At 64.6% G+C, this 24,138-nt stretch carries 21 protein-coding genes and 1 tRNA gene; 12 read left to right on the top strand and 10 right to left on the bottom strand.

The genetic code is table 11. The features are described from left to right. Positions 1–33: 33 nt before the first annotated feature. Positions 34–1,005 (bottom strand): DUF3515 domain-containing protein, encoded by a 972-nt coding sequence (locus JDV76_RS04885; RefSeq protein ID WP_198735741.1) that lies wholly within the window; start codon positions 1,003–1,005, stop codon positions 34–36. A gap of 74 nt (positions 1,006–1,079) precedes the next feature. Here JDV76_RS04885 and JDV76_RS04890 point away from each other — a divergent pair, with 74 nt between their 5' ends. The 4 genes from JDV76_RS04890 to JDV76_RS04905 are packed head-to-tail and all read left to right on the top strand — an operon-like array spanning position 1,080 to position 6,610. Continuing rightward, on the top strand, positions 1,080–2,087 hold the full coding sequence (locus JDV76_RS04890; RefSeq protein ID WP_198735742.1) for a thiamine-phosphate kinase: 1,008 nt from the start codon (positions 1,080–1,082) through the stop codon (positions 2,085–2,087). 13 nt (positions 2,088–2,100) lie between these two features. Continuing rightward, positions 2,101–2,805 carry a uracil-DNA glycosylase gene (locus JDV76_RS04895; RefSeq protein WP_198735743.1) on the top strand — a complete coding sequence of 235 codons (705 nt, stop codon included), beginning with the start codon at positions 2,101–2,103 and terminating at the stop codon, positions 2,803–2,805. Between the two features lie 11 nt (positions 2,806–2,816). After that, positions 2,817–4,487 carry a DAK2 domain-containing protein gene (locus tag JDV76_RS04900; protein ID WP_198735744.1) on the top strand — a complete coding sequence of 557 codons (1,671 nt, stop codon included), beginning with the start codon at positions 2,817–2,819 and terminating at the stop codon, positions 4,485–4,487. Positions 4,488–4,492: 5 nt separating this feature from the next. Beyond that, positions 4,493–6,610: an ATP-dependent DNA helicase RecG gene (locus JDV76_RS04905; protein ID WP_198735745.1), complete on the top strand. Its 2,118-nt coding sequence runs from the start codon at positions 4,493–4,495 to the stop codon at positions 6,608–6,610. A 436-nt stretch (positions 6,611–7,046) separates the two neighbouring features. Here JDV76_RS04905 and pflA read toward each other — a convergent pair whose 3' ends face one another. The 4 genes from pflA to JDV76_RS04925 all read right to left on the bottom strand — a co-directional run bounded on the left by pflA (position 7,047) and on the right by JDV76_RS04925 (position 11,253). Further along, a complete protein-coding gene (gene pflA / locus JDV76_RS04910; protein WP_198735746.1) occupies positions 7,047–7,925 on the bottom strand; it encodes a pyruvate formate-lyase-activating protein in 879 nt (292 codons plus the stop codon). A gap of 61 nt (positions 7,926–7,986) precedes the next feature. Continuing rightward, positions 7,987–8,238 (bottom strand): autonomous glycyl radical cofactor GrcA2, encoded by a 252-nt coding sequence (gene grcA2 / locus JDV76_RS12785; protein WP_198735747.1) that lies wholly within the window; start codon positions 8,236–8,238, stop codon positions 7,987–7,989. Positions 8,239–8,279: 41 nt separating this feature from the next. Next, the gene (locus JDV76_RS04920; RefSeq protein WP_198735748.1) at positions 8,280–10,379 is read right to left on the bottom strand and encodes a pyruvate formate lyase family protein; all 2,100 of its coding nucleotides are present in this window, start codon (positions 10,377–10,379) and stop codon (positions 8,280–8,282) included. Positions 10,380–10,833: 454 nt separating this feature from the next. Next, positions 10,834–11,253 (bottom strand): hypothetical protein, encoded by a 420-nt coding sequence (locus JDV76_RS04925; RefSeq protein ID WP_198735749.1) that lies wholly within the window; start codon positions 11,251–11,253, stop codon positions 10,834–10,836. 582 nt (positions 11,254–11,835) lie between these two features. Between JDV76_RS04925 and JDV76_RS04930 the strand changes: the two genes are divergently transcribed. From JDV76_RS04930 to JDV76_RS04950, 5 genes are all read left to right on the top strand, one after another. Next, the gene (locus JDV76_RS04930; protein ID WP_198735750.1) at positions 11,836–12,057 is read left to right on the top strand and encodes an acyl-CoA carboxylase biotin carboxyl carrier protein subunit; all 222 of its coding nucleotides are present in this window, start codon (positions 11,836–11,838) and stop codon (positions 12,055–12,057) included. A 7-nt stretch (positions 12,058–12,064) separates the two neighbouring features. Beyond that, positions 12,065–12,694 (top strand): RsmD family RNA methyltransferase, encoded by a 630-nt coding sequence (locus JDV76_RS04935; protein WP_198735823.1) that lies wholly within the window; start codon positions 12,065–12,067, stop codon positions 12,692–12,694. A gap of 2 nt (positions 12,695–12,696) precedes the next feature. Continuing rightward, positions 12,697–13,185 carry a pantetheine-phosphate adenylyltransferase gene (coaD, locus tag JDV76_RS04940; RefSeq protein ID WP_198735751.1) on the top strand — a complete coding sequence of 163 codons (489 nt, stop codon included), beginning with the start codon at positions 12,697–12,699 and terminating at the stop codon, positions 13,183–13,185. 313 nt (positions 13,186–13,498) lie between these two features. Next, positions 13,499–14,254, top strand: coding sequence for a sulfite exporter TauE/SafE family protein (locus JDV76_RS04945; RefSeq protein WP_198735752.1), 756 nt, complete (start codon positions 13,499–13,501; stop codon positions 14,252–14,254). 72 nt (positions 14,255–14,326) lie between these two features. Further along, the gene (locus JDV76_RS04950) at positions 14,327–14,800 is read left to right on the top strand and encodes a hypothetical protein (protein WP_198735753.1); all 474 of its coding nucleotides are present in this window, start codon (positions 14,327–14,329) and stop codon (positions 14,798–14,800) included. Here the strand turns inward: JDV76_RS04950 and JDV76_RS04955 are convergent. From JDV76_RS04955 to JDV76_RS04970, 4 genes are all read right to left on the bottom strand, one after another. Then, entirely contained in the window at positions 14,789–15,553 is a 765-nt protein-coding gene (locus JDV76_RS04955) for an amino acid ABC transporter ATP-binding protein (RefSeq protein WP_272487623.1), read from the bottom strand. The genes JDV76_RS04950 and JDV76_RS04955 overlap by 12 nt on opposite strands. Before the next feature lie 10 nt (positions 15,554–15,563). Beyond that, positions 15,564–16,487, bottom strand: a complete 924-nt coding sequence (locus JDV76_RS04960; protein ID WP_198735754.1) for an amino acid ABC transporter permease — start codon at positions 16,485–16,487, stop codon at positions 15,564–15,566. A gap of 56 nt (positions 16,488–16,543) precedes the next feature. Then, complete coding sequence (locus JDV76_RS04965; RefSeq protein ID WP_198735755.1) at positions 16,544–17,461, bottom strand: ABC transporter substrate-binding protein; 918 nt, start codon at positions 17,459–17,461, stop codon at positions 16,544–16,546. 85 nt (positions 17,462–17,546) lie between these two features. Then, complete coding sequence (locus tag JDV76_RS04970) at positions 17,547–18,497, bottom strand: DUF368 domain-containing protein (RefSeq protein WP_198735756.1); 951 nt, start codon at positions 18,495–18,497, stop codon at positions 17,547–17,549. Positions 18,498–18,686: 189 nt separating this feature from the next. Between JDV76_RS04970 and JDV76_RS04975 the strand changes: the two genes are divergently transcribed. Both JDV76_RS04975 and JDV76_RS04980 read left to right on the top strand, forming a co-directional pair. Beyond that, positions 18,687–19,994 carry a hypothetical protein gene (locus JDV76_RS04975; protein WP_198735757.1) on the top strand — a complete coding sequence of 436 codons (1,308 nt, stop codon included), beginning with the start codon at positions 18,687–18,689 and terminating at the stop codon, positions 19,992–19,994. 514 nt (positions 19,995–20,508) lie between these two features. Further along, the gene (locus JDV76_RS04980) at positions 20,509–21,159 is read left to right on the top strand and encodes a hypothetical protein (protein ID WP_198735758.1); all 651 of its coding nucleotides are present in this window, start codon (positions 20,509–20,511) and stop codon (positions 21,157–21,159) included. Between the two features lie 58 nt (positions 21,160–21,217). Here JDV76_RS04980 and JDV76_RS04985 read toward each other — a convergent pair. After that, a tRNA-Leu gene (locus JDV76_RS04985) sits at positions 21,218–21,294 on the bottom strand. Between the two features lie 181 nt (positions 21,295–21,475). On the opposite strand from JDV76_RS04985, the gene polA reads away from it, so the two are divergent. After that, the gene (polA, locus tag JDV76_RS04990) at positions 21,476–24,136 is read left to right on the top strand and encodes a DNA polymerase I (RefSeq protein ID WP_198735825.1); all 2,661 of its coding nucleotides are present in this window, start codon (positions 21,476–21,478) and stop codon (positions 24,134–24,136) included. Positions 24,137–24,138: the final 2 nt, after the last annotated feature.

A 24,138-nucleotide genomic window follows, 5' to 3' on the forward strand; every position in this document is an offset into this window, starting at 1 on the left:
TGGCTGAGGTGAGCGAAACGGACGGAGCCGACGCTACCGCGCACCGGGCGACCCGGGGATGTTCCGGGAGATCGCATCGCCGAGACCGACGATCGCCGTGTTGCCGGCCGCCTGCGGCATCGAGACCGCGACGTTCGTGGCCCGGCCGAGGGCATACCAGGTCCCGGCCGTGGTGCCGTTGGCGAGCGTGGTGTCTCGGTACCAGGCGATGTCGTTGACCTGCTGAACCTGGACACCCGGCTCATAGGACGGTGCGTCGGCGACCCCGCACCGAAGAACCACGGGTTCCGCCCCCGGTGCTGTCCACCCGGCCGATCCCGGAGGTAGGCCGGCGGCGCTGATCCGGTCTCCGTCGACGCGAGTGTAGCCCGTGTCTCCGCCGAGCTTTTCCGGTAGCGCGGGGAGCAGCTTGTCGCACCCCTGATCGGAGTCTCCCTGCGCGAGCTCCGTGAGCGGTGCCGGGGCTGGGGTGGGATCCGTCCGGTCCAGGGTTCCGAGCGCTTCGGACAGTTCCTCCACCGGGGACCCAGTCCCATCCAGGGCCCGGTCATCGGCGGTCACCGCGACCACCGGGGAGCGGTTGACGGCGAACCACGTCCTCAGGCTGGAGTCCGTGGTCGCGTCATTCACCTGGACCCAGTCGACACCGTTGACATCGATTGTGTCGGACAGCGTCGTGTACTGCAGTGGAAGGGAGACACCGCACCGCAGGGTGATCCGACTGACGGAATTGGAGCGCCACGCCGCTGCTCCCGCCGGGGCTGGGTCGGTGAGCTCCGCCCGGGGATGCCCGGTGAGCTCATCGGGAAGCGTAGCGAGGAACGTTGCGCACTGCGGCGAATCCGCATCCGGGGAGTCGATCGTGGACATCGATACAGGTTGCAGCGCAGCTTTCCGGTAGACGATCTTCGCGCCGATGAGGGTCGCGATCACCAGCGCCACGGAGAGCCCGAGAGCGATGTACAACGGAACGCGGTTAAATGGAGTGGACTGCTCGGTGGTCATGGGACCCCATCCTAGTCGTCGGGTAATGTGCACCTCTGCCCGTACCCCACCACCGAAAAAGAGTGATTGGCCCCGTGTCCACCGTATATCCCACCTGCTACACCGGTCCGCCCCTCTCCGAGGTTGGAGAGCGAGCCACGATCCGGGCGATACTGGATGCGGTACCGTCCCAGCGCAATGGCGACGATGCGGCGGTGCTGCCGTTGCCGAACCCCAACACCCGGACCGTGGTCACGACGGACATGCTTGTCGAGGGACGGCACTTCCGCCTCGATTGGTCCCGTGCCACGGAGATCGGGCACAAAGCTGTCGTGCAGAACTTCGCTGACATTGAGGCGATGGGTGCCCGGCCCGTCGCCGTCGTCCTCGCGCTCTCCGCCCCGGGACACACCCCCCTCGACTTCATCACTGACCTCGCTCGCGGCGTCGGGGAACGTGTCTCCGTGTATAGCGCGGATCTCGCAGGCGGGGACCTCACCGGCGGTGAACACCTCGTGGTGAGTGTCAGCGCCATCGGACATCTCGGTGGGAGCCTGGCCGCCCTCACCCTGGACGCCGCGCGCCCCGGCCAGGCTGTAGTCGCAGCGGGACACATCGGATACTCCGCAGCCGGTCTCGCGCTCCTGCAGAGGTACGGCAGGGAAGGAGTCCCCGGAGAGTTCTCAGAGCTCGTCAACGCACACCTCGCCCCCGTACCTGACCCCGGCAGGGGGGTGATCGCGAGGGCCGCGGGGGCATCGTCGATGACGGACAACTCGGACGGACTCATCACCGACCTCGGTACCCTGGCCCGCCGCAGCGAAGTCGGTATCGACCTCGCTGGGCTCGCCATCGCGCCCGATGAACTCCTCACCGCTGCCGGGAAGCTACTGGGTGAGGACCCCTGGACCTGGGTCCTCACCGGTGGAGAGGACCACACCCTCATTGGCACGACCTCGAAGGACGCTCCCAGCGGATTCCGCGTGATCGGTGCGGTCCACCGACACTGCGCCGGGACAGACACCCCAGTCACCATCGATTCCGTGGCCCCGGCACACAGCGTCGGCTGGGATAGTTTCCCCGTGCCGGGGGCGACACCCTAGACTCGGAGACGCCATGAATGACACCGAGAACCCCGTGCAGACGTCGGCCGACCACACCGGGCCCCTCCCCGTGGAGGAAGGCTGGGCCCGCATCCTGGAACCGGTCACCCCAGCCATCCACCGGATGGGTGACTTCCTCCGTGCGGAGAACGCGGCGGGCCGCGGTTACCTCCCCGCCGGAACCGATGTGCTGAGGGCGTTCACCTACCCCTTCGATGAGGTCAAGGTGCTCATCGTGGGGCAGGATCCGTATCCGACACCGGGGCATGCGATGGGGTTGTCCTTTTCCACCCAGCCTGGGGTTCGTCCGCTGCCGAAGTCACTGGCCAACATCTTCCGGGAATACTCCGAGGATCTCGGTCTCCCGATGCCCACCGACGGCGATCTCACCCCGTGGTCGAAGCAGGGCGTTGCTCTGTTCAACCGGGTGTTGACGGTCCGGCCCCGGGCTGCCGCATCCCATCGAGGTAAGGGCTGGGAGGAGATCACCGAGGCGGCGATTACTGCTCTCGCCAACCGGAACCGCCCACTCGTCGCCATCCTGTGGGGCCGGGATGCGCAGAACACGCAGCGGTTTCTCGGCGACACCCCGTGCATCTGTTCCCCGCACCCGTCCCCGCTCTCCGCACATCGGGGATTCTTCGGATCGCGACCGTTCAGCCGGGCCAACGAGATCCTCACGACCCAGGGGGCGCAGCCCGTGGATTGGCGACTGTAGACTTGTCGACCATGGCCTCTGACGTATCCCTCGACGGAACCGCCCTCCTCTCCTGGGCGGAACGGGCGGTGGACGCTCTCTCCACCCGCAGGGAGGAGATCAACGGGCTGAATGTCTTTCCCGTTCCGGACGCGGATACGGGATCGAACATGACCTACACCATGGAGGCGGCGCTCGCGGAAGCCGTCCGACTCGATGACGGGGAGAAAGAGAGCGCACACGCCGTCGCGGCCGCACTCGCCGCTGGTTCTGTGCGTGGTGCCAGGGGGAATTCAGGCGTGGTACTCAGCCAGGTCCTCAGCGGCATCGCACAGGCAGCCGCCAGCGGAAGCATCGACGGCGAGGTCCTGAAGAACTCCCTGGCCATCGCCGTGCGACTCGTCGACCGCGCCATTACCGAACCCGTCGAGGGAACCGTCGTCACCGTTCTCAGGGCCACCGCCGTCGCCGCGGGCCAGGCCGGAGGAGGCCTCCGGGATACGGCGGTCGCTGCCGTCGGGGCCGCCCGCACTGCCCTGATGAAAACACCTTCCCAGCTTGAGGTCCTCCGGTCCGCAGGGGTCGTGGATGCAGGCGGGGCAGGTCTCGTTGTACTGCTCCAGTCACTTCTCGACGAAATCGAGGGTGTCTCCCGGGGTGACGGGGTAGTCGATTCCTTCGGGAAACCTGGATCTCACACGGTGGTGGAGGACAACACGGTCTGCGACGCCGGACACGGCAGGTGCCGCGAACTCGAGATCATGTGCTTCATCCGGTTGAGCGGTGAAACAACCATCGGGTCACTCCGCGATTCCCTCGCGGACAGGGGTGACAGTCTCATTCTCGCGCCGGCCGACACAGATCCCGATGGCCCCGTCCGTGCCGCCACCGTCCACATCCACAGTAGTACTCCGGGTCCCGTGATCGAGGAACTCTACCGGTCCGGTCAGGTGAGTGACCTCCGCCTCGAGGTGCTGCCGGAGAGACCGCAGGTTGAGACGCGTCACCGCGCCGTCGTGGCGGTCGCTCCGGACGGACCGCTTGCGGAGCTCTACCGCCAGGCCGGCGCGATAGTCATTACCCCGGCCTCGCCTGGTGACGACGATGCGGCAACCACCGACACGGTCTCCAGAATCCTCGCCGAACTGCGCATTCGCGGCATCGGTGAGGTCATTCTGCTTCCGAACGGTCTGCTCACACGTAGGGAGCTGGTCTCGGCGGAGCTCGCCGCGCACGCGGCGGAACGCACCATGACCATCCTCCCCACCGCGCGGCTGGTCAGCGGCATCGCAGCCTTGGCGGTTCACGATCCGGATCAGCCCGTCGCGGTGGATTCCTATGCCATGGCGGAGGCTGCCGGTTCGATGCGCACCGCGGTGCTGCAGCGCGCCGAGAAAGCCGCACTCACCCTCGCCGGCCCATGTTCCCGTGGAGATATCCTCGTCACGAGCGGGACAGGGGTTCTCTTCGTCGCCGACGACCTGCAGACCGCACTTGAACAGACCTGCTCCCGGCTCCTGGGGCGGGGAGGTGAACTGGTTACGCTGCTCCTCACCGATGAAGCCGCCGCGGAGCTCGACCTTGCCCGGTTCACTGATCACCTGCCCGGTTCCAACCGCTCCGTCGAGGGCGGTGCCGACGTCGAAGTGATGGTCTACCCGGCCGAGGGACTCGCGCATCTTGCTGAGGTCGGGGTGGAGTAGCGGCCATGCTCGGTTGGCTCGACCCCCGGAGAATCGACGATCTGATCCCGAAGAAGAACGCCGCCGCACTCAAGAAGGCATTCGGATACACCACCGTCGACGAACTCCTCCTGCACTTTCCGCGCGCCTGGTCACACCACGGCGCCGGAGTCAACGTCGATGCCGCGGCGCCGGGCGATACTGTCACCTGTGTCGGTACCGTGATCTCGGCCACGACCGGGTACACGTCCACTGGAAAGCAGATGCACCGCATCACGATCAGTGACGGCGCGAACACCCTCTCAGCCACCTTCTTCCAGGCGAAACTCCCGGCGAGACAGCTCAAGACTGGTGTCCGGGCGATGTTCTCCGGAAAACTCCGGATCTACCGGGGACAGGCGGAGATCTCCCACCCCGCGTACGTCATCCTGCCCGAACCCGGGCGGAGACAGTTCGCGACTGGTTCGCTGCGCACCCTCGGTGATTTCGGCTCCCCGGAGGAACTCGAGGAGCTGCTCTCCCAGCTCGAGTACCTCGCGGTCTATCCGGGTAAGAAGGGGGTAACCAGTTGGGCATTGCTCGGTGCGGTGAACGCCGTGCTCAGACAGACACCAGAGATACCCGAACCGCTTGACGTGGTGCCCGCCGGTATGGTCGGTTTCGACGAGGCAATCCGTGGAATCCACCAGCCTGACACCCGGGGGCCGGAGCCGTTCATCGAGCGTCTGAAATACAACGAGGCACTGTCGCTGGCGCTCGTCATGGCCCTGCGGCGCGCGGATGCCGCCGCCCGTGTCGCACCCGCCTGCCCCGAGATCCGAGCCGGGCAGAAGGCGATGATGCTCGCCAACCTACCGTTCCCGCTTACCGCGGGCCAGGAGGCGGTGGGCGCCGATATCACCGGTGAACTCGCTGCCCCGGTACCGATGAGCAGGCTCCTGCAAGGAGAGGTTGGTTCCGGTAAGACGATCGTCGCGCTGCTGGCGATGCTCCAGGTCGTCGACTCCGGCAGGCAGTGCGCGCTGCTCGCCCCGACCGAGGTACTCGCCGTCCAGCATGCCCGCAGCATCACGGCGACCCTCATGGCGGCCGGTGTGCCCGCGACCGTGACGGTGCTGACCGGATCGATGACCGTCGCACGCCGTCGACAGGCGCTGCTAGACACCGTCTCCGGGCAGACCGACATCGTTGTCGGAACGCATGCCCTGATCCAGGACGGCGTCGAGTTCTTTGATCTCGGGTTGGTCGTCGTCGACGAGCAGCACCGCTTCGGTGTCGAACAGCGCGACCGGCTGCGCAGCGCCGGACGTGACGGCATGACACCCCACCTGCTGGTGATGACGGCGACCCCGATTCCCCGCACCATCGCGATGACGGCGTTCGGTGATCTCCGGGTCTCCACGCTTCGCGAACTACCCGGCGGTCGGCGCCCGATCAGCAGTTCCGTCGTGCCCGGCTCTAAGCCCGCCTGGGTCCGCCGGGCGTGGGAGCGGATCCGCGAGGAGGCGGCGGCGGGTCATCAGGCGTTCGTCGTGTGCCCGCGCATCGACGGAGAGGGTGGGGTCATCGAGACCTTCGAGACCCTCCGCGAACAGATCTTCCCCGAGCTCACCGTGGGGCTGCTCCACGGCAGGATGCATCCAGATGACAAGGACCGGGTGATGTCCGACTTCGCCGCAGGCGGGATCGACGTCCTCGTGTCCACGACCGTCATCGAGGTCGGCATCGACGTGCCCAACGCCACGGTGATGTACATCCGAGAATCCGACAATTTCGGTGTCAGCCAACTGCACCAGCTCCGCGGGCGGGTGGGCCGCGGCGGACACGCCTCACTCTGCCTTCTCCACACCGACCAACCCGAGGACTCTGATTCCTTCGCGAGGATCAGTGCGATCGCCGCGACGACGGATGGTTTCCGGCTCGCGGAGCTGGATCTGCGCTCGCGGCAGGAGGGGGACGTCCTGGGGACCGCACAGTCCGGTGGACGGCGCCACGTCAGGCTGCTCGACCTCATCGACGATGCCCAGATGATCGAGCGGGCATCGCGCGACGCGACGGAGCTCGTGACCAGGAACCGCGTTCTCGCGGAACAGTTGGTCAGCGACGTCGAGCTTGAGGAACAGGAATTCATCGACAAGGCCTGAGTCGATGAGGCGCACCGGGGAAAGATCGTCCGGATGAACGCAGTGTGTCCGCGGTTTGGTCGCCTGCGCTGTGGAGTCATCGCACCCGTCGTCGTGGGAGGTGCACTGGCGCTGGGTAGACGACCACTGCGGCATCGCGGCGACCCTGTACCGTCGCGATGCCGACCACGACGAAGCGACAGTGTCCGTCCCGGTCCCAGTGCGGGTACGTGGGGACGTTATCCCCGCAACCACCTGTTTCGCCGGACGAGGGAGCGGTCTCTCCAGCCCGGCGGGTCGGCCGTAACCAACGGGAGACAGTGGGTGGATCCTGCATGAGGTGTGCTCAGGGTGGCCCTCAGCCCATGAGGATCGCCGGCGGAATGGGGCGCCTGACTGTGCCTGAGAGGGAGGGACTGGTGTCGTGTGCCCGGGATGCCCAGGTGAACGGGAACATCTAGTGGACGGTGAATCCGAGTGCGCGGAAACGGTCCCGTACGGCCTCGGTCGCCTCCGGGGAGGGCGGCTTGGTGTCCTCCAGGGTGTAGTGCATGCCCAGTTCGTGCCATTTGTCCCGGCCCATGTTGTGGAAGGGCAGGACCTCGATCCGCTCGATGGATTCCTTCCACCGTGAGACGATGTCGCATACTTTGCCCACGTTGTCGGGGTCGTCAGTGAGGCCGGGGACGAGAACGAACCGAATCCAGATCTTCTTTCTGTGTGCCGCGAGGCGATCACCGAAGTCGATGGTCGGCTGCAGTTCGCGGCCGGTCACAAGACGATACGTGTCCGGATCGCCGGATTTCACGTCGAGGAGAAAAAGGTCGATCGAATCCAGGTCAACATCCGTCAACCGGGAACCGAGGTACCCGGACGTGTCCACAGCGACATGGATCCCGGCGTCGTGGATGGCGGTGAACACGCGCCGCGCGAACGCGATCTGGAACAGCGGTTCGCCGCCTGAAATGGTGAGTCCACCTCCGGACGCGCGAAAAACTCCCCGGTAGCGCTTCACCTTGGCAATAATGTCGTCCGCGGTTTCCAGGGTTCCGGTTCGCATCTCCATCGTGTCCGGATTGTGGCAGTACTGGCAGCGCAACGGACATCCGGAGAGAAACAGCGTCATTCGGGTTCCGGGACCATCGACAGCGGTTACCAGCTCCCAGGAGTGGACCAGGCCGATGTCACCGGTACGCCGGGCCGCTAACAGTTTTCTGCGGCCTTCGGCGTCATCGGGGAGTACGGAGTGAGCACCACCGATGCCCTCGGCGGTTCCCCGCACCTTCGGTCCCTCTGAGGGGGCGATGATGACGGGGGAGTTGATGCCGTCAGACATGGTGGTGCAGCTCCTTTGCGGTACTTCCGTTCCTTAGCGGGTGATGATCCCGGTGGCGGTGTCAGGCACCCTCATGGAACGTACGGGAGATGACGTCGAGCTGCTGCTCCTTCGTCAGTTTCACGAAGTTCACGGCGTAGCCCGACACCCGCACTGTCAAGTTCGGGTACTTCTCGGGGTTCTCTACCGCGTCTTCGAGAGTCGAACGGTCGAGGACGTTGATGTTCGCGTGGTAGAGACCGGAGCCGGAGTGGGTGGCGGCGCGGTTCGCCTTCATATCTGCGAGACGCTCGTCGAAGGAAAGAGAGGACATGATTGTGGTGCTCCTTTACAGTTGTGGCGGGTGAGAGGGGGTCAGTCGGTCTCGTCGATGTAGAAACCGGCGTCGAGAACGCCCACGAGGTTGCGGATTCTCTCGTCCGGGGTTCGGCCGAGGCCGGACGGGGTGATGGTGTTGGTCAGCGAAATGCCGTCCAGGGCGTCGTTGTAGTCGAGTTTGCCCACCGACAGCATCGAGGCGACCATGCCGTGTGAGTCGAGTGCGTTTTCGGGGTTCGCGCCCGGGGCAAACGGTGTACCGGCCTTGTGACCTGAAGGGAAAGACCCGGTGGCCTTGCCGTAGACGACGTTCGAGGTGATGGTCAGCACTGACTGGGTCGGGATGGCGTCCCGGTACATCGGGATCTCCTTGATCTTCGCCATCACGGTGTGCACGATCGTTGCCGCGATGTCGTCGGCCCGATCGTCGTCGTTGCCGTAGATGGGGAAGTCGCCCTCGGTGCGGTAGTCGACGATCAACCCGGTCTCGTCGCGGACGGGGTAGACCTTCGCATACCTGATCGCGGAGAGAGAGTCCGCGACGATAGACAGGCCGGCAATGCCGCAGCCCATCGTGCGCTGGATGTCCGAATCGTGGAGGGCCATCTCCACCGCCTCGTAGGCGTAACGGTCGTGGCAGTAGTGGATGATGTTCAGGGCCTCGACATAGGTGCCGATCACCCAGTCCAGCATGTCCTCGTACTTGCGCCAGACCTCGTCGAAATCGAGCGGGCCATCGCCCTCGACGGGGGTGAACCCTTCGACGATCTGTTTTCCAGATACCTCGTCACGTCCGCCGTTCATGGCGTAGAGCAGGGCCTTGGCCGCGTTGACACGCGCGCCGAAGAACTGCATCTGCTTGCCGACGGTCATGGGGGAGACGCAGCAGGCGATTGCGGCGTCATCACCCCAGTGTGACCGGATCTGCTGGTCGGACTCGTATTGGATCGAAGAGGTTTCGATGGAGATCGCTGCGCAGAATTCCTTGTATCCCTCGGGTAGTGCTGGATCCCAGAACACCGTTATGTTCGGCTCCGGTGCCGGGCCGAGATTGCGCAGGGTCTGCAGCAGACGGAACGCGGTTTTTGTGACCAGTGGGCGTCCGTCCTCGCCGAAGCCCGCATCTGACCAGGTGGCCCAGTAGGGGTCGCCGGAGAAGATCTGGTCGTAGTCGATGGTGCGCAGGAACCGGACGATCCGGAGCTTCAGGACCAGTTGGTCGATGATCTCCTGGGCATCCTCCTCAGTGATTCGGCCTGCGGCGAGGTCACGTTCGAAGTAGATGTCGAAGAACGGGGAGAGCCTACCGAAGGACATGGCCGCACCGTCCTGGCTCTTCACCGAGGCGAGGTAGCCGAAGTAGGTCCATTGCACAGCCTCCTGCGCGGTGGTCGCCGGACGGGAGATATCGAACCCGTAGTCCGCGGCCATCTTCTTCAGCTTCTTCAGGGCTTTGATCTGTTCGGAGTGCTCCTCGCGGTAGCGGCACCAGTGCTCGCTGAACGGATTCGAACCGACCGCGTGCTTGGCGGCCTCCTTGTCCTCGATGAGGCGGTCGACGCCGTAGAGAGCGACGCGGCGGTAGTCACCGATGATGCGGCCACGTCCATAGGCGTCCGGGAGACCGGTCACGATGTGGGACGAACGGGCCGCGCGGATCCGTGGAGTGTAGATTTCGAAGACGGCGTCATTGTGTGTTTTACGGTAACGGGTGAAGATCTCTTTGACGCGCTTGTCGGGTTCCTTGCCCGCCTCGCGGATGGCCTGCTCCACCATTCGCCAACCGCCGTTGGGCATCATTGCTCGCTTGAGTGGAACGTCCGTCTGCAGTCCGACGACGACGTTGTCGTCATCGGAAATGTATCCGGCGGGGAATGCATCGATGTCGGCTGGGGTCTGTGTGTCTACGTCGTACACCCGGCGTCGGCGTTCCTCGGACAGGTAGTTCTTTTCCAGAGTGTTCCAGACCCGAAGGGTCTTGGCGGTCGGACCGGACAGGAATTCCGCATCACCTGTGTAGGGAGAGTAGTTCCGTTGTACGAAATCACGGACATCAATATGGTCACACCAAGGGCCGGGCTCGAACCCCTCCCAGGGAGAGTCGGTGTCGGTGGGGGTTGGAGCGAAAGTGGTCACGGTTACTTCAGACCTTTCCAAGACTGGGGATCAACTGGGGATCCGGGTAATCAGGTTCACTCACGCAAACAAGCTCCATCAGACTGGTGTCCAGCGGTCGAATAACCCATCGCGTTCGACTGGCCTTCTATTCCCCGAATCAAACGGGGGCATCAGGCTCCATGGTGAGCTCATCGCGTCATCATTTTTGACGCTACGCCGGGTCGGTACTCGAGTGCAGGAGAGAACACTGAAGACGGGGGTGAATAGGTCCCCCGGATAGCTGTCGGTGTCGGGTAAACACTGGCAGGATGGGTATTTTCGCAGGTTGACTGGGGGTGGTGGTGTTCTGTGGGAATGATCACTACCACCTGTTGTGCGACCGGAGGGAACCTCTCTCCGGAAACCATCGGGACGCCGATGACGACGGGAGCGTCATCCGACACCTAATGAGCGCCCCGGTTCCCGTCTCGCTCTAGAGCGAGATTCCTTCGGTACGTCCCTGCGGAACCGGTTCCACCCGGGGCGCGTCCGGTCCCCGCAGCTCCTCCAACGGATACATGATGGGATGCCAATCGCCGCATCCCAGGGACTCGAAGACCACGGCTTTTGGATCGCCGAGGTCAACCATCTGATTGACCCAGTTACTCTTCTCGGCGATTACCTGCCCCTGGCCGTCAAGAACGCGCCAGGTGCAGGAGTCACCACCAGGGGCCCAGTACCAGCTGTATGCGGTGGTGACGCCGACCTTCTGTTTCCCGGGCCCGACGCTGGGTCCGTCCTCGAGATACAGAATCTTCTGCGAATTCTCTAGCTCGCGTGCGGCCATGTAGGAGGAGATGCCGAGGAGCACCGCCCAGGTCATGAGGCCCGCCACGAAACCGGCGAAGAACATCCCGAACCTACGGAGGAACGGTTTCCGTTCCTTGTCCTGTTCTGCGGAGTGCCTCCGTTGGTCTCCCCGGGGTTGAGGAGCGGGGGACTGTCCTGCCTGCCACCCGGGGGGATGGGGGGGAGGGGGCCCGGGCGGCGGCCCCTGGGGGGCGCCCTGCCCCGGTGACGATGGAAAGAACCCCGGGGGCGGACCCGGCGGAGTACCCCCGGAAGGTCCCGGCCCGGACCAGCCGAACCCCCCGTCAGACGCCGACCCCGGGATACGGGGGTATGGGGCCCCTGGTCTGAACTGCGGATCGACGGGACTGGGCCCGCGACCGCTAGCGGTATCGGAAGGATCGGTTGGTGGTCGTTCTGGGGACATGGTCTCTCCTCGGGCTCCCCCGCCGAAGTCGGATCGGCGGATATGTCTGATGGTAACGGGACCGACGACGAACCGTCTGGTTGCGATTCTGCTCTATCCGGGGTCTGTCCGCAGCGGATTTACTAAGTGTAGCGCCCCCGATTAGGGGCTAGTTTTCCCTGTGCGGCAGCCTCCGGTTACGTGCCCGCCCCATTCCGTCGGTGCGATAGGCTGAAAGCCATGAGAATCTGTGCTCCGTTCGCCGGAATAGTCCGCTACATGGTCGCGGACGGCGAACACGTCGACACCGGGTACCCCGTCGCCGTCGTCGAGACGGTCAAACTTGAGGCCCCCGTCCTCGCCCCGGGTCCCGGAGTAGTCCGTGCGCGGAGATTCCCCGACTTCGCCGATGTGACCGGCGGTGACGTGCTACTTGAATTGCTTGAATTGGAGGAGAACTGACATGGGCCTGACCCGCATCATTTCCGGTGAGGCTCGGGGTCGGAAGATCAAAGTGCCGCCGGTGGGAACACGTCCCACCAGTGATCGGGCACGGGAGGGACTATTCTCCTCGCTGCAGGTGCGTTTCGGATTTGCCGGTAGACGGGTCCTGGATCTGTTCGCAGGCTCCGGTGCGCTCGGTCTCGAAGCAGCGTCCCGTGGCGCCGATGAAGTCGTGCTTGTCGAGAACAACCGGGTTGCCGCAGACACCATCCGCCACAATGCCACGGTGGTCGGACACCCGAACGTCACCGTCGCGGAGATGAAGGCCTCCGTCTACGTCGCGGGTGCACCCCGTGGACACTTCGACATGGTCCTCGCAGATCCACCCTACGAGCTTGCGGATGAGGCGGTGGCGGAGATGCTGACTGCCCTGATGCCCGCACTCGCGGATGGCGCCGCCGTTGTCGTCGAACGGCACATCGACTCCCCGGAAACGGCCTGGCCTGCCTGCTATGTACCGACGACCCAGAAACTGAAGAAGCGCACCTACGGTCGGGCGCGGATGGATATGGCGGTCTTCCATGCCGATCTGGTTGGGGATGTCACCGGAAACGTGACTGGTGTGCGCTCACCCGATGATGAGACAGGGGAGTGACAATGAGGGTCGTCTGCCCGGGTTCCTTCGATCCCGTCACCATGGGACATCTCGATATATTCCAGCGGGCCGCCGACCAGTTCGGTGAGGTCACGGTATTGGTCACGGTCAATCCGAAGAAGCAGGGCCTGTTCACCATGGAGGAACGGGTCCGGCTCATCGAGACCGCAGTCTCCGGGATACCGGGAATCACCGTCGATACCTGGTCTGGTCTCCTCGTCGATTACACCACGCAGAACGGTGTGACCGCCCTGGTAAAGGGCCTCCGGTCCGGGATTGACTACGAGTACGAGCTGCCGATGGCGCAAATCAACAGGAGGTTGTCGGGAGTGGACACGTTCTTTCTCTTGACGGACCCCAAGTACGGGTACATCTCTTCCACGTTGTGCAAGGAAGTGGCCCGGCACGGTGGTGATGTCTCCGGGATCCTCCCGCCGAATGTCGCCAGGGAGATCCGGGCGAAGTTCTCCGGCGGAGACACAGGCCACTGACCTCCGCGGAACTCACCGAACATTCGGATGTAAGAGACTGGTCGAGCGGCGGGTCGGGAAGAATGTTCCGCCACCAACTGTCCTACCCCAGCTGACCCTGCGGTTCAGTGCCGCCGGTTCATTGTGAGCTCCGGAGGCTGAACGGGCAGTGACAACCGACCTCCCGATTTCACCCCCGCTGTACCCCTTTGCCAGACTATCAAGTCTATATTTCCACAGGCTCCAGTAGCGGCGGGCCTGCGAAAGCGAGACTGGAGTTGCCTAGTTTGGGGTCGACGCGGTGAATTCCGGCTGCGGCTGTACGATTCCCCGCATGAGCGTCCTAGCCACCGTCTCGATCACGGTGATCATCGTCATCCTGGGGTCCTGCCTGCAGCGCATATCAGGTATGGGATTCGGACTCCTCGTCGTCCCGGTCCTGGCGATACTGCTGGGCCCCGCAGACGGTGTTCTGGTGGTCAACGCCCTGGCAGCCGTGAACGCGGCGCTGACCACCTGGACTGTGCGGCAGTATGTGGACTGGCGGAAGGTCAAGCTCCTCGCCGTCCCCCTTCTCTTGGGAGCTTTTCCCGGGGTATTCCTCATCCGTGCGATCAACGCGGCACCGCTGCAAATTATCGTCGGTGCACTTCTCCTCATTGCCTTGGCGGTGGTCCTCGGAGGACGGCGACACATTCCTCATGTCTCTGGCAACGGAAGTCTGTTCACGGCCGGTGTCATCGGCGGGTTCATGAATACCCTCGCCGGTGCCGCTGGTCCCGCTATCACCGTATACGCACAGGCCGCGCGCTGGAAGCACCAGATGCTCGCCGCGACTCTGCAACCGCTGTTCGTGATCTCGGGTGGGCTGTCCTTCATCCTGAAGATTCTCCTCGGTGCCAGTTCTGTGACCGCCGTGCCGCTCGCGATCTGGCCGGTGGCCTTTGTCGGTATGCTCGTGGGGATCTTCGGCGGCACCATGCTGTCGCGGGCCATCCCTCGGGAGATCGCCCGTCGGATCGCGTTGTCCGTCGCCGGGCTCGGTGGGACCACCGCGATCATTCAGGGTGTCGTCTCGCTCGGCTCCTGATACCCGACTGACTGTGATGGCTCGAGACGGGTAAAGTGCGGGAACGATGGCGCAACGCAAGACCACGACGTGATGACGATCGGTCTGTTCTGTACCCGGACCGAGCTGGACCATGTGAAGACGCTGCTGCGGGAGGCAGGTGCGTGGCGGCTCCGCGCAGAGCGATTCATACCGTTTGATGCGGATCGGCTCCACATTGGATACATCGGGTCCGATTCTGACGATGCCATCTGGAAGGAGACGCGGGAGAGACACCTCGCGGATGATCGGGAGCTGGGCCGGATCGAACGCGAATTCTTTGTCCTGGTTCCCGGAGATACACCAGTCAACCTGCAGGGAGTCGGAGGAGACTCCGGAAGCGCCGCCGCGGCAAACCGGTACGAGGAAACTAGTGCCCTTGTGTTCGCGTGTCTCCAACGATCAGTGAGCGTGAGCGGTGATGACGGGGGACCCGGGGACACGGTGCCCTCCTGTGATCTCCTCATCTCCGCCGCCACGCCCTGCCCCGCCGCTGAACCTAGCGGCAGTCGTCTCTCAGAGTATTGAGGAGAGAAACGCCTGGGTGCGTTCGTGCTGTGGCGCGGAGATCACCTGGGAGGGCGGTCCGGCCTCGACGACCACACCGGCGTCCATGAAGGCGACCTGGTCTGCGACCTCGCGGGCGAACCCCATCTCGTGTGTGACCACGAGCATGGTCATACCGGCGGCGGCGAGCTGTTTCATCACGCCGAGAACCTCACCGACGAGTTCGGGATCAAGTGCGGAGGTCGGCTCGTCGAAGAGCATTAGCTTCGGGTCCATCGCGACCGCACGAGCAATAGCAACGCGCTGCTGCTGGCCACCGGACAGCTGGACCGGGTATGCGTCGGCTTTGTGGACAAGACCCACCTGATCGAGCAGTTCGAAGGCCTTCTTCCGGGCCTTGTCTACGGGGACACGTTTGACCTGGATCGGGGCCTCGATGATGTTCTCGATGACGGTGCGATGGGGGAAGAGGTTGAAGCTCTGGAAGACCATCCCGATGTCGGCACGCTGGCGGGCGGCCTCTTTCTCGGAGATTTCGTGGAGAACACCGTCGCGTTCGCGGTACCCGATCAGTTCACCATCGACGTAAAGGCGTCCCGCATTGAATTTCTCGAGGTGGTTCACACAGCGCAGCAGTGTTGATTTACCGGAGCCGGAGGGACCGATCAGACAGGTGACGGATCCCCGAGACACCTGGAGATCGATACCCTTGAGCACCTGGAGCTGTCCGAAGCTCTTGCACACCTGCTGTGCGTCAATCATGAGGTCAGTCATGTGAATTGTCCTACTTCGTGGTGGGGGAGACGGAGACATTACTCGGCGGGACGCCCTCAGCGTCAGCGAGGGCGGCGAGCTGGCGGGAGGACAGTTCGCGGGAGGAACCGCGGGCGAAATGGCGCTCCAGGTAGTATTGGCCGACCATAAGCACCGAGGTGATCACCAGATACCAGGTCGCGGCGACCATCAGCATTGGGACGGGCTGGAAGAGGCTGTTCGCGATGTCCATAGAACGGCCAAACAACTCGAGTGAGTAGGGCACCGCCACCACGAGGGAGGTGGTTTTGAGCATCGAGATCAGCTCGTTGCCCGTCGGGGGGATGATGATCCGCATGGCCTGGGGAAGGATCGTGCGTCGGATCGTCTGCGACCAGCTCATGCCTAGCGCCTTGGACGCTTCGGTCTGTCCCTCCGGTACCGCCTGGATGCCAGCGCGCACGATCTCCGCCATGTACGCGGACTCGTTGAGCCCGAGGCCGAGCGCTGCGAGGAAGAAAGTGTTCTGGAGGAGTGTCTGCACGTCGATCTCGGCGATACCGACGTTGATGGTCTGATACAGGGTCGATAGCAGACCCCAGAACACGAGCTGCACGTATACCGGGGTGCCCCGGAAGATCCAGAGGTAGAGCCACGACACCGACCGCATGACCGGGTTCGGCGACATCCGGAGCACCGCCATGATGGCACCGAGGACGACACCGATGATCATCGCGAGAATTGTCAGGAGGATCGTACGTCCGGCCGCGGTGAGGATCCGGGTGTCGAAGACGTAGCTGCGGTAGACGTCCCAGGAGAATGCCTCGTTGGTGGCGACCGAGTAGATCACTCCGACGGCGATGAGCAGCAGGAGGGCCGAGGCGATCCAGCGGCCCGGATGGCGCAGTTGCTTCGCCTCGATGGGTTTGGGCGCCGTGGCGGTGGTGTGTGACATGAATGTCCTCTGTGTCTGTGAGAATGTCGGGCGAGTTCGGGAAGGGGGAACGCCGGTCAGGGCCGGTACGGCTCACCGTTGATCTGGGCGGTCTCGATGAGGCCATGCTCGATTCCCCAGAAGCCGAGTATGCGTTCATAGTCCCCGGTATCCACCAGGTGCTGGAGTGCGGCCGCGAGAGCGGGACCGAGCGGGGACTGCTTCGGCACCGGCCAGCCGTACGGGGTCGCATCGAAGAGATCGCCGGTGATCTCGATTTTCCCGTCGGCACGGGCGACAGCGAAGGCGGCGACCGGTGAGTCACTCGACATCGCGTCCGCCCGCCCGAGGACAAGTGCCGTGGCGGCTCCGTCGGAGGAGTCGTACGCGAGTTTGGTGATCGGCTCCAGCCCGGCTTCGACGCACGCCTCCGATTTGGGGTTGATGTCATCGGTCTCGCTGACGGTGTTGCGTTGGACGGACACCGTCATTCCGCATGCGTTGTCCGGATCGACGGGGTTCCCGGTCTGGGCGGTCCACTGGATACCGGCGTAGAGGTAATCGACGAAGTCGTAGCTCAGTCGACGTTCCTCGTTGTCCGTGAAGCTAGACGCTCCGAAGTCCACCGTGCCGGCGCTCACCGATGGGAGGATGAGCGCGAAATCCTGTTCCGCGACCTCCAGTTCGAGTCCCATCACCTGTGCGACGGCCCGGGCGAGGTCGATGTCGAATCCGATGATCTCGCCGTCGGAGTCCTTGAACTCGGCGGGGGCGTAGGGAACGTTCGTTCCGACCGTGATCTTTCCGTCCTCCGCGATCTCCGGGGGAACCATGGCGGCGATCTCCGGGACGGCGGCGATATCGAGTTCCTCCCACCCGTCGGGGTGGCCGGTCTCTTCATTTGTCACGCAGGCTGTGAGAGCCAGGACCGACGCCGTCAGCGTGGCGACGAGTCGGGTCCCGGTACGGCCGGTGCGGGGAAAGTGGAAAAACATGAAGCGATTCTAACCCAAGCTTAACAATTGCTTTAGTTACCCGGCGCGTCGCTGCGGTCCTCGGTGTTCCTCAGGTGTCTCCGGATCAGTTGAGGTTGCGGAGTGCCTGCACCTGGCGGTTGCGATGCTGGGTCATCCGCTCTGCCCAGAGCGTGGCCACGACCGCCGCGGCGCCGATCACGATGAACAGGGCGGACAGGCCGACGTTGCCGGCGGGGGCGAGGAGGTCGGCGTCCGTGGTCTGCCACGGCCAGAGGGCTCGCAGTGACCCGAGCATCAGGCCCGCCATCGTGACCAGCGTCAGCGTGCGGTGGTGATGCATGAGGTACCCGAGCAGCCGGATGAAAAGGATGATTCCCGTACCGGCGCCCGCGACGAAAACCGCGATTACCGTGAGGTCCCGATCATGCACCGCGCCGAGGACGAAACCGTACAGCCCGAGTGCCAGAAGGAGGAATGAGCCGGAGACGCCCGGCAGGACGAGGGCGCAGACGGCGAAAGCCGCAGCGACGAAGATGAGGGGCAGTGCCGGCGAGGTGTTTTCGGCCGCAGTGAAGCCGGTGAGCACGAAGGTACCGACGGTGGCGGCGGCGAACAGAATCCCGGCGATAGTACTCCTCTTCCTCAGGTCCGTCCGGTCCACCATCTGGAGGGGAACCATGATGGAGGCGGCGACCATGCCGAGGAACAGAGACCGGGAGAGCTGAGGTTGGTTCTCGACGAAACTCTTCATGACTCCGGCGAGTGCGAATACCGTGAGGAGCATTCCAGCGCCGACTGGGAGGATGAGTCCCCAGTCGACCGCCCGTGCGTTCCTTCGGATGTTGGGGCGGTCGGTGACGAGGGACTTCGCGAGCGTGATGAGGTCATTTCCCGCGTCCAGGGCGCGTTCGTAGACACCGACGACGAGGGCGATGGTCCCTCCCGATATTCCGGGTACGAGTTCCGCCAGGGCGATGAGGCCGCCGCGGATCACGTTGAGCAGGATTTCGCCGATGCCCGTACGGGTGCGTGCTGGTGATGGGGACTGACTCATGGTTCCTGGTTTCCTTCGGTACGAACTTCCCGACTGATCGGGCTGCGGTGTTCGGGGAAAGATTACACGGGTTTCCCGCCGGCTCCGGGAGCGGAGACGCGTCCCGCGTCCGGGTCGACACTCGAGAGGGGGAGTACCGGAAAACCACCCGAAGTTGACAATGAAAATCAATACCGTTTAATTATCCCCATGACATCCACCACCAAGAACCGAACCCTGATCGGGGTTCTCGCCGCATCGGCGCTCCTGCTCGGGGCATGCGGCGCAGACCCCTCCACCGAGGAAACCCCGTCATTCTCCGGTGAGACGACTCCGCCGACGACGAACGCGGAACACCGTGACGGAGAATCCGACGGAGAGGCGGGAGAGCTCGCCGAGTCCCGCCGTGCCCAGCCCAGGATCGCCGTGGCCCATGAGGGCGGGATCACCGTCCTGGACGCCGGGGATCCGGGGGCCGGAACAGCGCCCGCGGTCATCGCCGATCTGCCCGAGCACGGATACCTGCGGCTCAACCGCGCCGGTGACGACCGGCACGTCTTCGTCTCCACACCCGGCGGATTCCGCGTCCTCGACATCGGCTCCTACTCACAGAGCCACGGTGACCACTCACACCACTTCGCGGGTGACCCGTCCCTGCTCCAGTTCACGGTGGACGCCGTCAAGCCCGGACATGTCGTCGGCGGAGAAGGTCACGCCGTGCTCTTCGACGACAAGACCGGAACGGTCACCGACGTGGATCTGGGGGGCATGACGGTGTCCGAGCAGTTCACGTTGCCCCCGCACCACGGAATCGCGGTCCGGAACGAGGACGGCACCTACGTCGCCACCATCGCGGACGACGATGCCGAACGGATCGGCATCGCCGAATACGACGCGTCCGGTTCGGAGCTCAAGCGTTTCGAACAGTGTCCCGGTGCACACGGGGCAGCTGAGGCCGGGGGCGGGGCCGTCGTGGTCGGCTGCACCGACGGAGCGCTGATCCACCGTGGAGACGGCGTCACCAAGGCAACGTCGCCCGATCCCTACGGACGGATCGCCACCCAGGTCGGAAACGGTACCTCACGCTTCGTTCTCGGGGACTACAAATCCGACCAGAAGGCGGCGGAGGAGGATCGCCGTGAGCATCCCACCCGGGTCAGCATCATCGACATCGAGACCGGTGAACTCCGGTTGGTCGACCTCGGGACGTCCTACACCTTCCGCTCACTTGCCATGACGGACGACGGCAACGCGGTCGTTCTCGGGACCGACGGAAAGCTCCACCTCATCGATCCCGGTACCGCCAGCGAGATCCGGACCATCGACGTCCTCGAGCCCTGGGAGGAACCGGACGAGTGGCAGGAACCGCGCCCCGCGCTCGCCGTCGCCGGAAACCGCGCCTACGTCACCGATCCCGCGGCAGGGAAACTCCACGCCGTGGTGCTGACCGGAGGCACGGACCCGGTCTCCGTCGACCTCCCCGCGACGCCGGACGAGATCGTCGCCACCAAGGGCTGAGTACCCGGGACCGGGACCGTCACCCCATCCTCCGGGGCTGTGTCCGGTCGCTTCCGGTCGTCCCCGGACGAGGTGGTCGATCTGTCCACGGTGTGTCCGTCACCCACGGCGACGGCGCAGGCATCAGGGTGACGGATGACGTGCGGGCCATGGGTGGATTCCACCCGCCGAGGCCTTCAACGGAAGCTCGGTTGCGGATCACGCGCTCCGACGGTGTCCGACCGCCGGCCCGCCGAGGGTTGCCACGGATGACGATCAGGGGAGGGGTCGCCGCGGACGCCTGCGGGGAGCGACGAAGACGTGGCCGTGTGTCGATCGTGGGGATCCGGCGAGCCGTATACCCGTTCAGCGCCCGCTCACCGGTACCCGGACCCTCCCCGGGGCGTAGGTCGGCACGGTCCGGGATGGCTCGGCGCCGCTCGCCACGGCGGACGCCGGGAGCGGCGCTGTGAAGGGGTCGGTGTCCGGCCCAGGACGAAGGCGCCGCCGCACTGCGCCCGGTATGATGACCTGCATGAATAGAGACGATCGCGGGTCTCGACCCTGGAACGCCGGATCGGGGGAACCGGTCCTCTGGCGGGATGTCCGCCAGATTCTCACGGTGTGCCTCGTTGTGGGGGTCCTGTCCGCCGTGTCGAACTGGACATCCACCGCTGAACTGAGCGGTCAGCTGACCGCCTACTCGGTGGTACGGAAAACCGTTAGCAAGCTGTTGAGTAGCGGAACAATCTGGGCCGCCGTCGCCGTGTTCGCAGGCTACCGACTCCGCCGGCCCCTCCCGTCTGCTCTGGGCGGGGGCGTCGCGGCGGAGCTCACCCTGATCATCCACTACGGATTCGGCCGGATGGTGGGGATCTACCCCGACACGATCTGGCGCGACAACCTGGTGTGGTTCTACGCCGGTGTGCTGCTGTGTGTGCCGCTCGGCCTGTGTGGACTGCTCGCCGCGCGCACGGACCGGACAGGCGTCGTCGCCAGCCTCCTGGTGCCGGTCGGGGCGGTGGCGGAGCCTCAGCTCCTCCACATGCTCTCGCCCCCGCAGTTGCTCCCGTGGCCCGAGCGGTGGTCGTCGGTGATCAGCGGTGTGATCCTCGTGGTCGCCGGACTGGCCGGGACGGTCATCGTGCTGTGGCGGGCGCGTGGGTCTTCCCGGCGCGCGGCGTGACTGTCGTCACCCGGGCGTTTGTCGGATCCCGGGAGATCCTCCCGGCTTTTCCGGCCCATGGTGCCCCCGGTGAGACTCGAACTCACACTGGACGGGTTTTGAATCCGTTGCCTCTGCCAATTGGGCTACGGGGGCGTGCGAGACGATGATACCTGAAGGCGGGCGAAGGCCCACAATGAGCCCTCTGACCCGGTCTCACGGGCTGCCGCCGCACGAGTCATGGGGCCCGACGGAAAACCCAGTTGGAGGCCGCCACCCAGTACACTCGTATCCCGTGAGTGCCTCTCCAGAAAAGCCCCAAGACGTTAAGCGATTGATGCTCATCGACGGACACTCGATGGCTTTCCGCGCGTTCTTCGCCTTGCCCGCCGAGAACTTCTCCACCACCGGCGGTCAGCACACCAACGCCGTCTACGGATTCATCTCGATGCTGGCGAATCTCCTCAAAGAGGAGAAGCCGACCCACGTCGCGGTGGCGTTCGATGTCGGCCGACAGACATTCCGGAGTGAGAAGTTCCCCGACTACAAGGCACAACGTGACGCGACCCCCGAGGAATTCAAGGGGCAGGTGGGACTGATCAAGGAAATCATGGAGACCCTCGGCATCGTCACCATCGAGAAGGAGAACTTCGAGGCCGACGACATCATCGCCACCCTGTCCGTCGCGGCCCGGCCCCTCGGCTTCGAGACCTCGATCGTGACCGGCGACCGTGATTCCTTCCAGCTGGTCAATGACACGACGACGGTCCTCTACCCGATGCGTGGCGTGTCGAACCTGCACCGGTTCACACCCGCCGCGGTGAAGGAGAAGTATGGACTGACTCCGGAGCAATATCCGGATTTCGCGGCCCTCCGTGGAGACCCCAGCGACAATCTGCCCAACATTCCCGGGGTGGGGGAGAAGACCGCCACCAAGTGGATCACGCAGTACGGCAGCCTGGATGAGCTGCTTGAGCACGCCGACGAGATCAAGGGTAAGGCCGGGGACAGTTTCCGAGAACGGCTCGACCAGGTGCGCATGAATCGGGAACTGACCGAGATGGTCAAGGACATGGACTTGCCTTATGGTCCGGATCAGCTCGAGTTGACCCCAGCGAGCGTGGGTGCACTCGCGGAGAAGTTTGATGAGCTGCAGTTCGGTACGAACCTCCGGGAGCGGATCCTCGGTGCCGTCGAGCACGACGGCACCGGTTCCGACGATGACACTCCCGTCGAGGATCGTCCGGCGTTGAGTATCGACGTGCAACCGCTGGATGACTGGCTTTCCGCCCGTCCCGGGGCCGGGCTCGCGGTGGCCGTCGCCGGAACCGCGACACCCGGAGCCGGGGACATCGAGGCGGTGGCGTTCGTCGACACCGAGCGCCATGCACTCGTCGTCGAGGTCGCGGATCTGTCGCCCGCGGAGGAGAAGGCGCTCGCCGAGTGGGTCAGCTCCGAATCGCCGAAGTATCTGCACGGGGCGAAGAGCGCGTGGCACATGTTCGCGGGTCGGAACATGGAGCTGGCCGGTATCGCGCATGACACCGCCATCGCCGCTTACCTGCTGCGCCCCGGTCAGCGGACCTACGGGCTCGGCGACGTCCTGCAGCGGCACCTGCAGCGTCAGCTCGATGGTGCTGATGCCGGGAACGGCTCCGGGCAGCTCTCCCTGCTGGACGTGCACGAGAACCACACCGGTCTCATCGCTGAGGCCGAGGCTATCGCTGACCTCGCCGTGGCGCTCACCGCGGCGCTTGAGGATATTGACTCGTTCGCACTCTACCGGGAGCTGGAACTGCCGTTGATTCCGGTCCTCGCACGGATGGAGCACGCCGGGATCGCCGTGGACACCGACAAACTGGAGCAGCAGCGGGACGAGTTCATCGCGAAGGTCGAGGCGGAGGAGGCCGCGGCGCGTGAGATCGCCGGGGACGACACCCTGAACCTCTCCAGCCCCAAGCAGCTGCAGGTGGTCCTCTTCGACACCCTCGGCATGCCGAAGACGAAGAAGACGAAGACCGGCTACTCGACCGCGGCGAAGGAGATCGAGTCGCTCGCGGTCAAACACCCGCACCCGTTCCTCGAGCATCTGCTCGCCCACCGTGAGTATCAGAAGATGAAAACGACCCTTGACGGCCTGATCAAGGCCGTCGCGGATGACGGTCGCATCCATACGACGTTCAACCAGACGGTGACCTCCACCGGGCGGTTGAGCTCCACGGATCCGAACCTGCAGAACATTCCGGTGCGTACCCCGGCGGGCCGCCAGATCCGCGGCGCGTTCGTCGTTGGTGACGGCTACAGCACGTTGCTCACCGCCGACTACTCCCAGATCGAGATGCGCGTGATGGCCCATCTCTCGGGAGATGCCGGGCTGATCCAGGCGTATCGAGACGGCGAGGACCTGCACAATTTCGTCGGCTCCCGGGTGTTCGACGTGCCGGTCGACCAGGTCACCCCGGAGCTCCGGCGCCGCGTCAAGGCGATGTCCTATGGGCTGGTCTACGGATTGAGTGCCTTCGGACTTTCCCAGCAGCTGGACATCTCGGCGGGCGAGGCGAAGCACATCATGGGCAACTACTTCGAGCGTTTCGGCGGGGTGAAACGGTACCTCGACACCGTCGTTGACACCGCCCGCCAGGACGGCTACACGGCCACGCTTTTCGGTCGTCGGCGCTATCTGCCCGAACTGTCCTCGACGAACCGGGTGGCGCGGGAGAACGCGGAACGTGCCGCGCTCAACGCCCCGATCCAGGGGACCGCCGCGGACATCATCAAGGTGGCGATGTTGCGGGTCGACGCCGCCCTCCGCGCCGTCGGTGTCCACAGCCGTGTTCTGCTCCAGGTACACGACGAACTCGTCGTCGAGATCGCTGATGGAGAACTGGAGCAGGTACGTGGGATCCTGGAGCGTGAGATGGATGGAGCGATCACCCTTGATGTGCCGCTGGAGGTCTCGGCTGGATACGGGGAGAACTGGGACGCCGCGGCCCACTGACC

It is taken from the genome of Corynebacterium marambiense, assembly GCF_016342275.1.
In the GTDB taxonomy this organism is placed as follows: domain Bacteria; phylum Actinomycetota; class Actinomycetes; order Mycobacteriales; family Mycobacteriaceae; genus Corynebacterium; species Corynebacterium marambiense.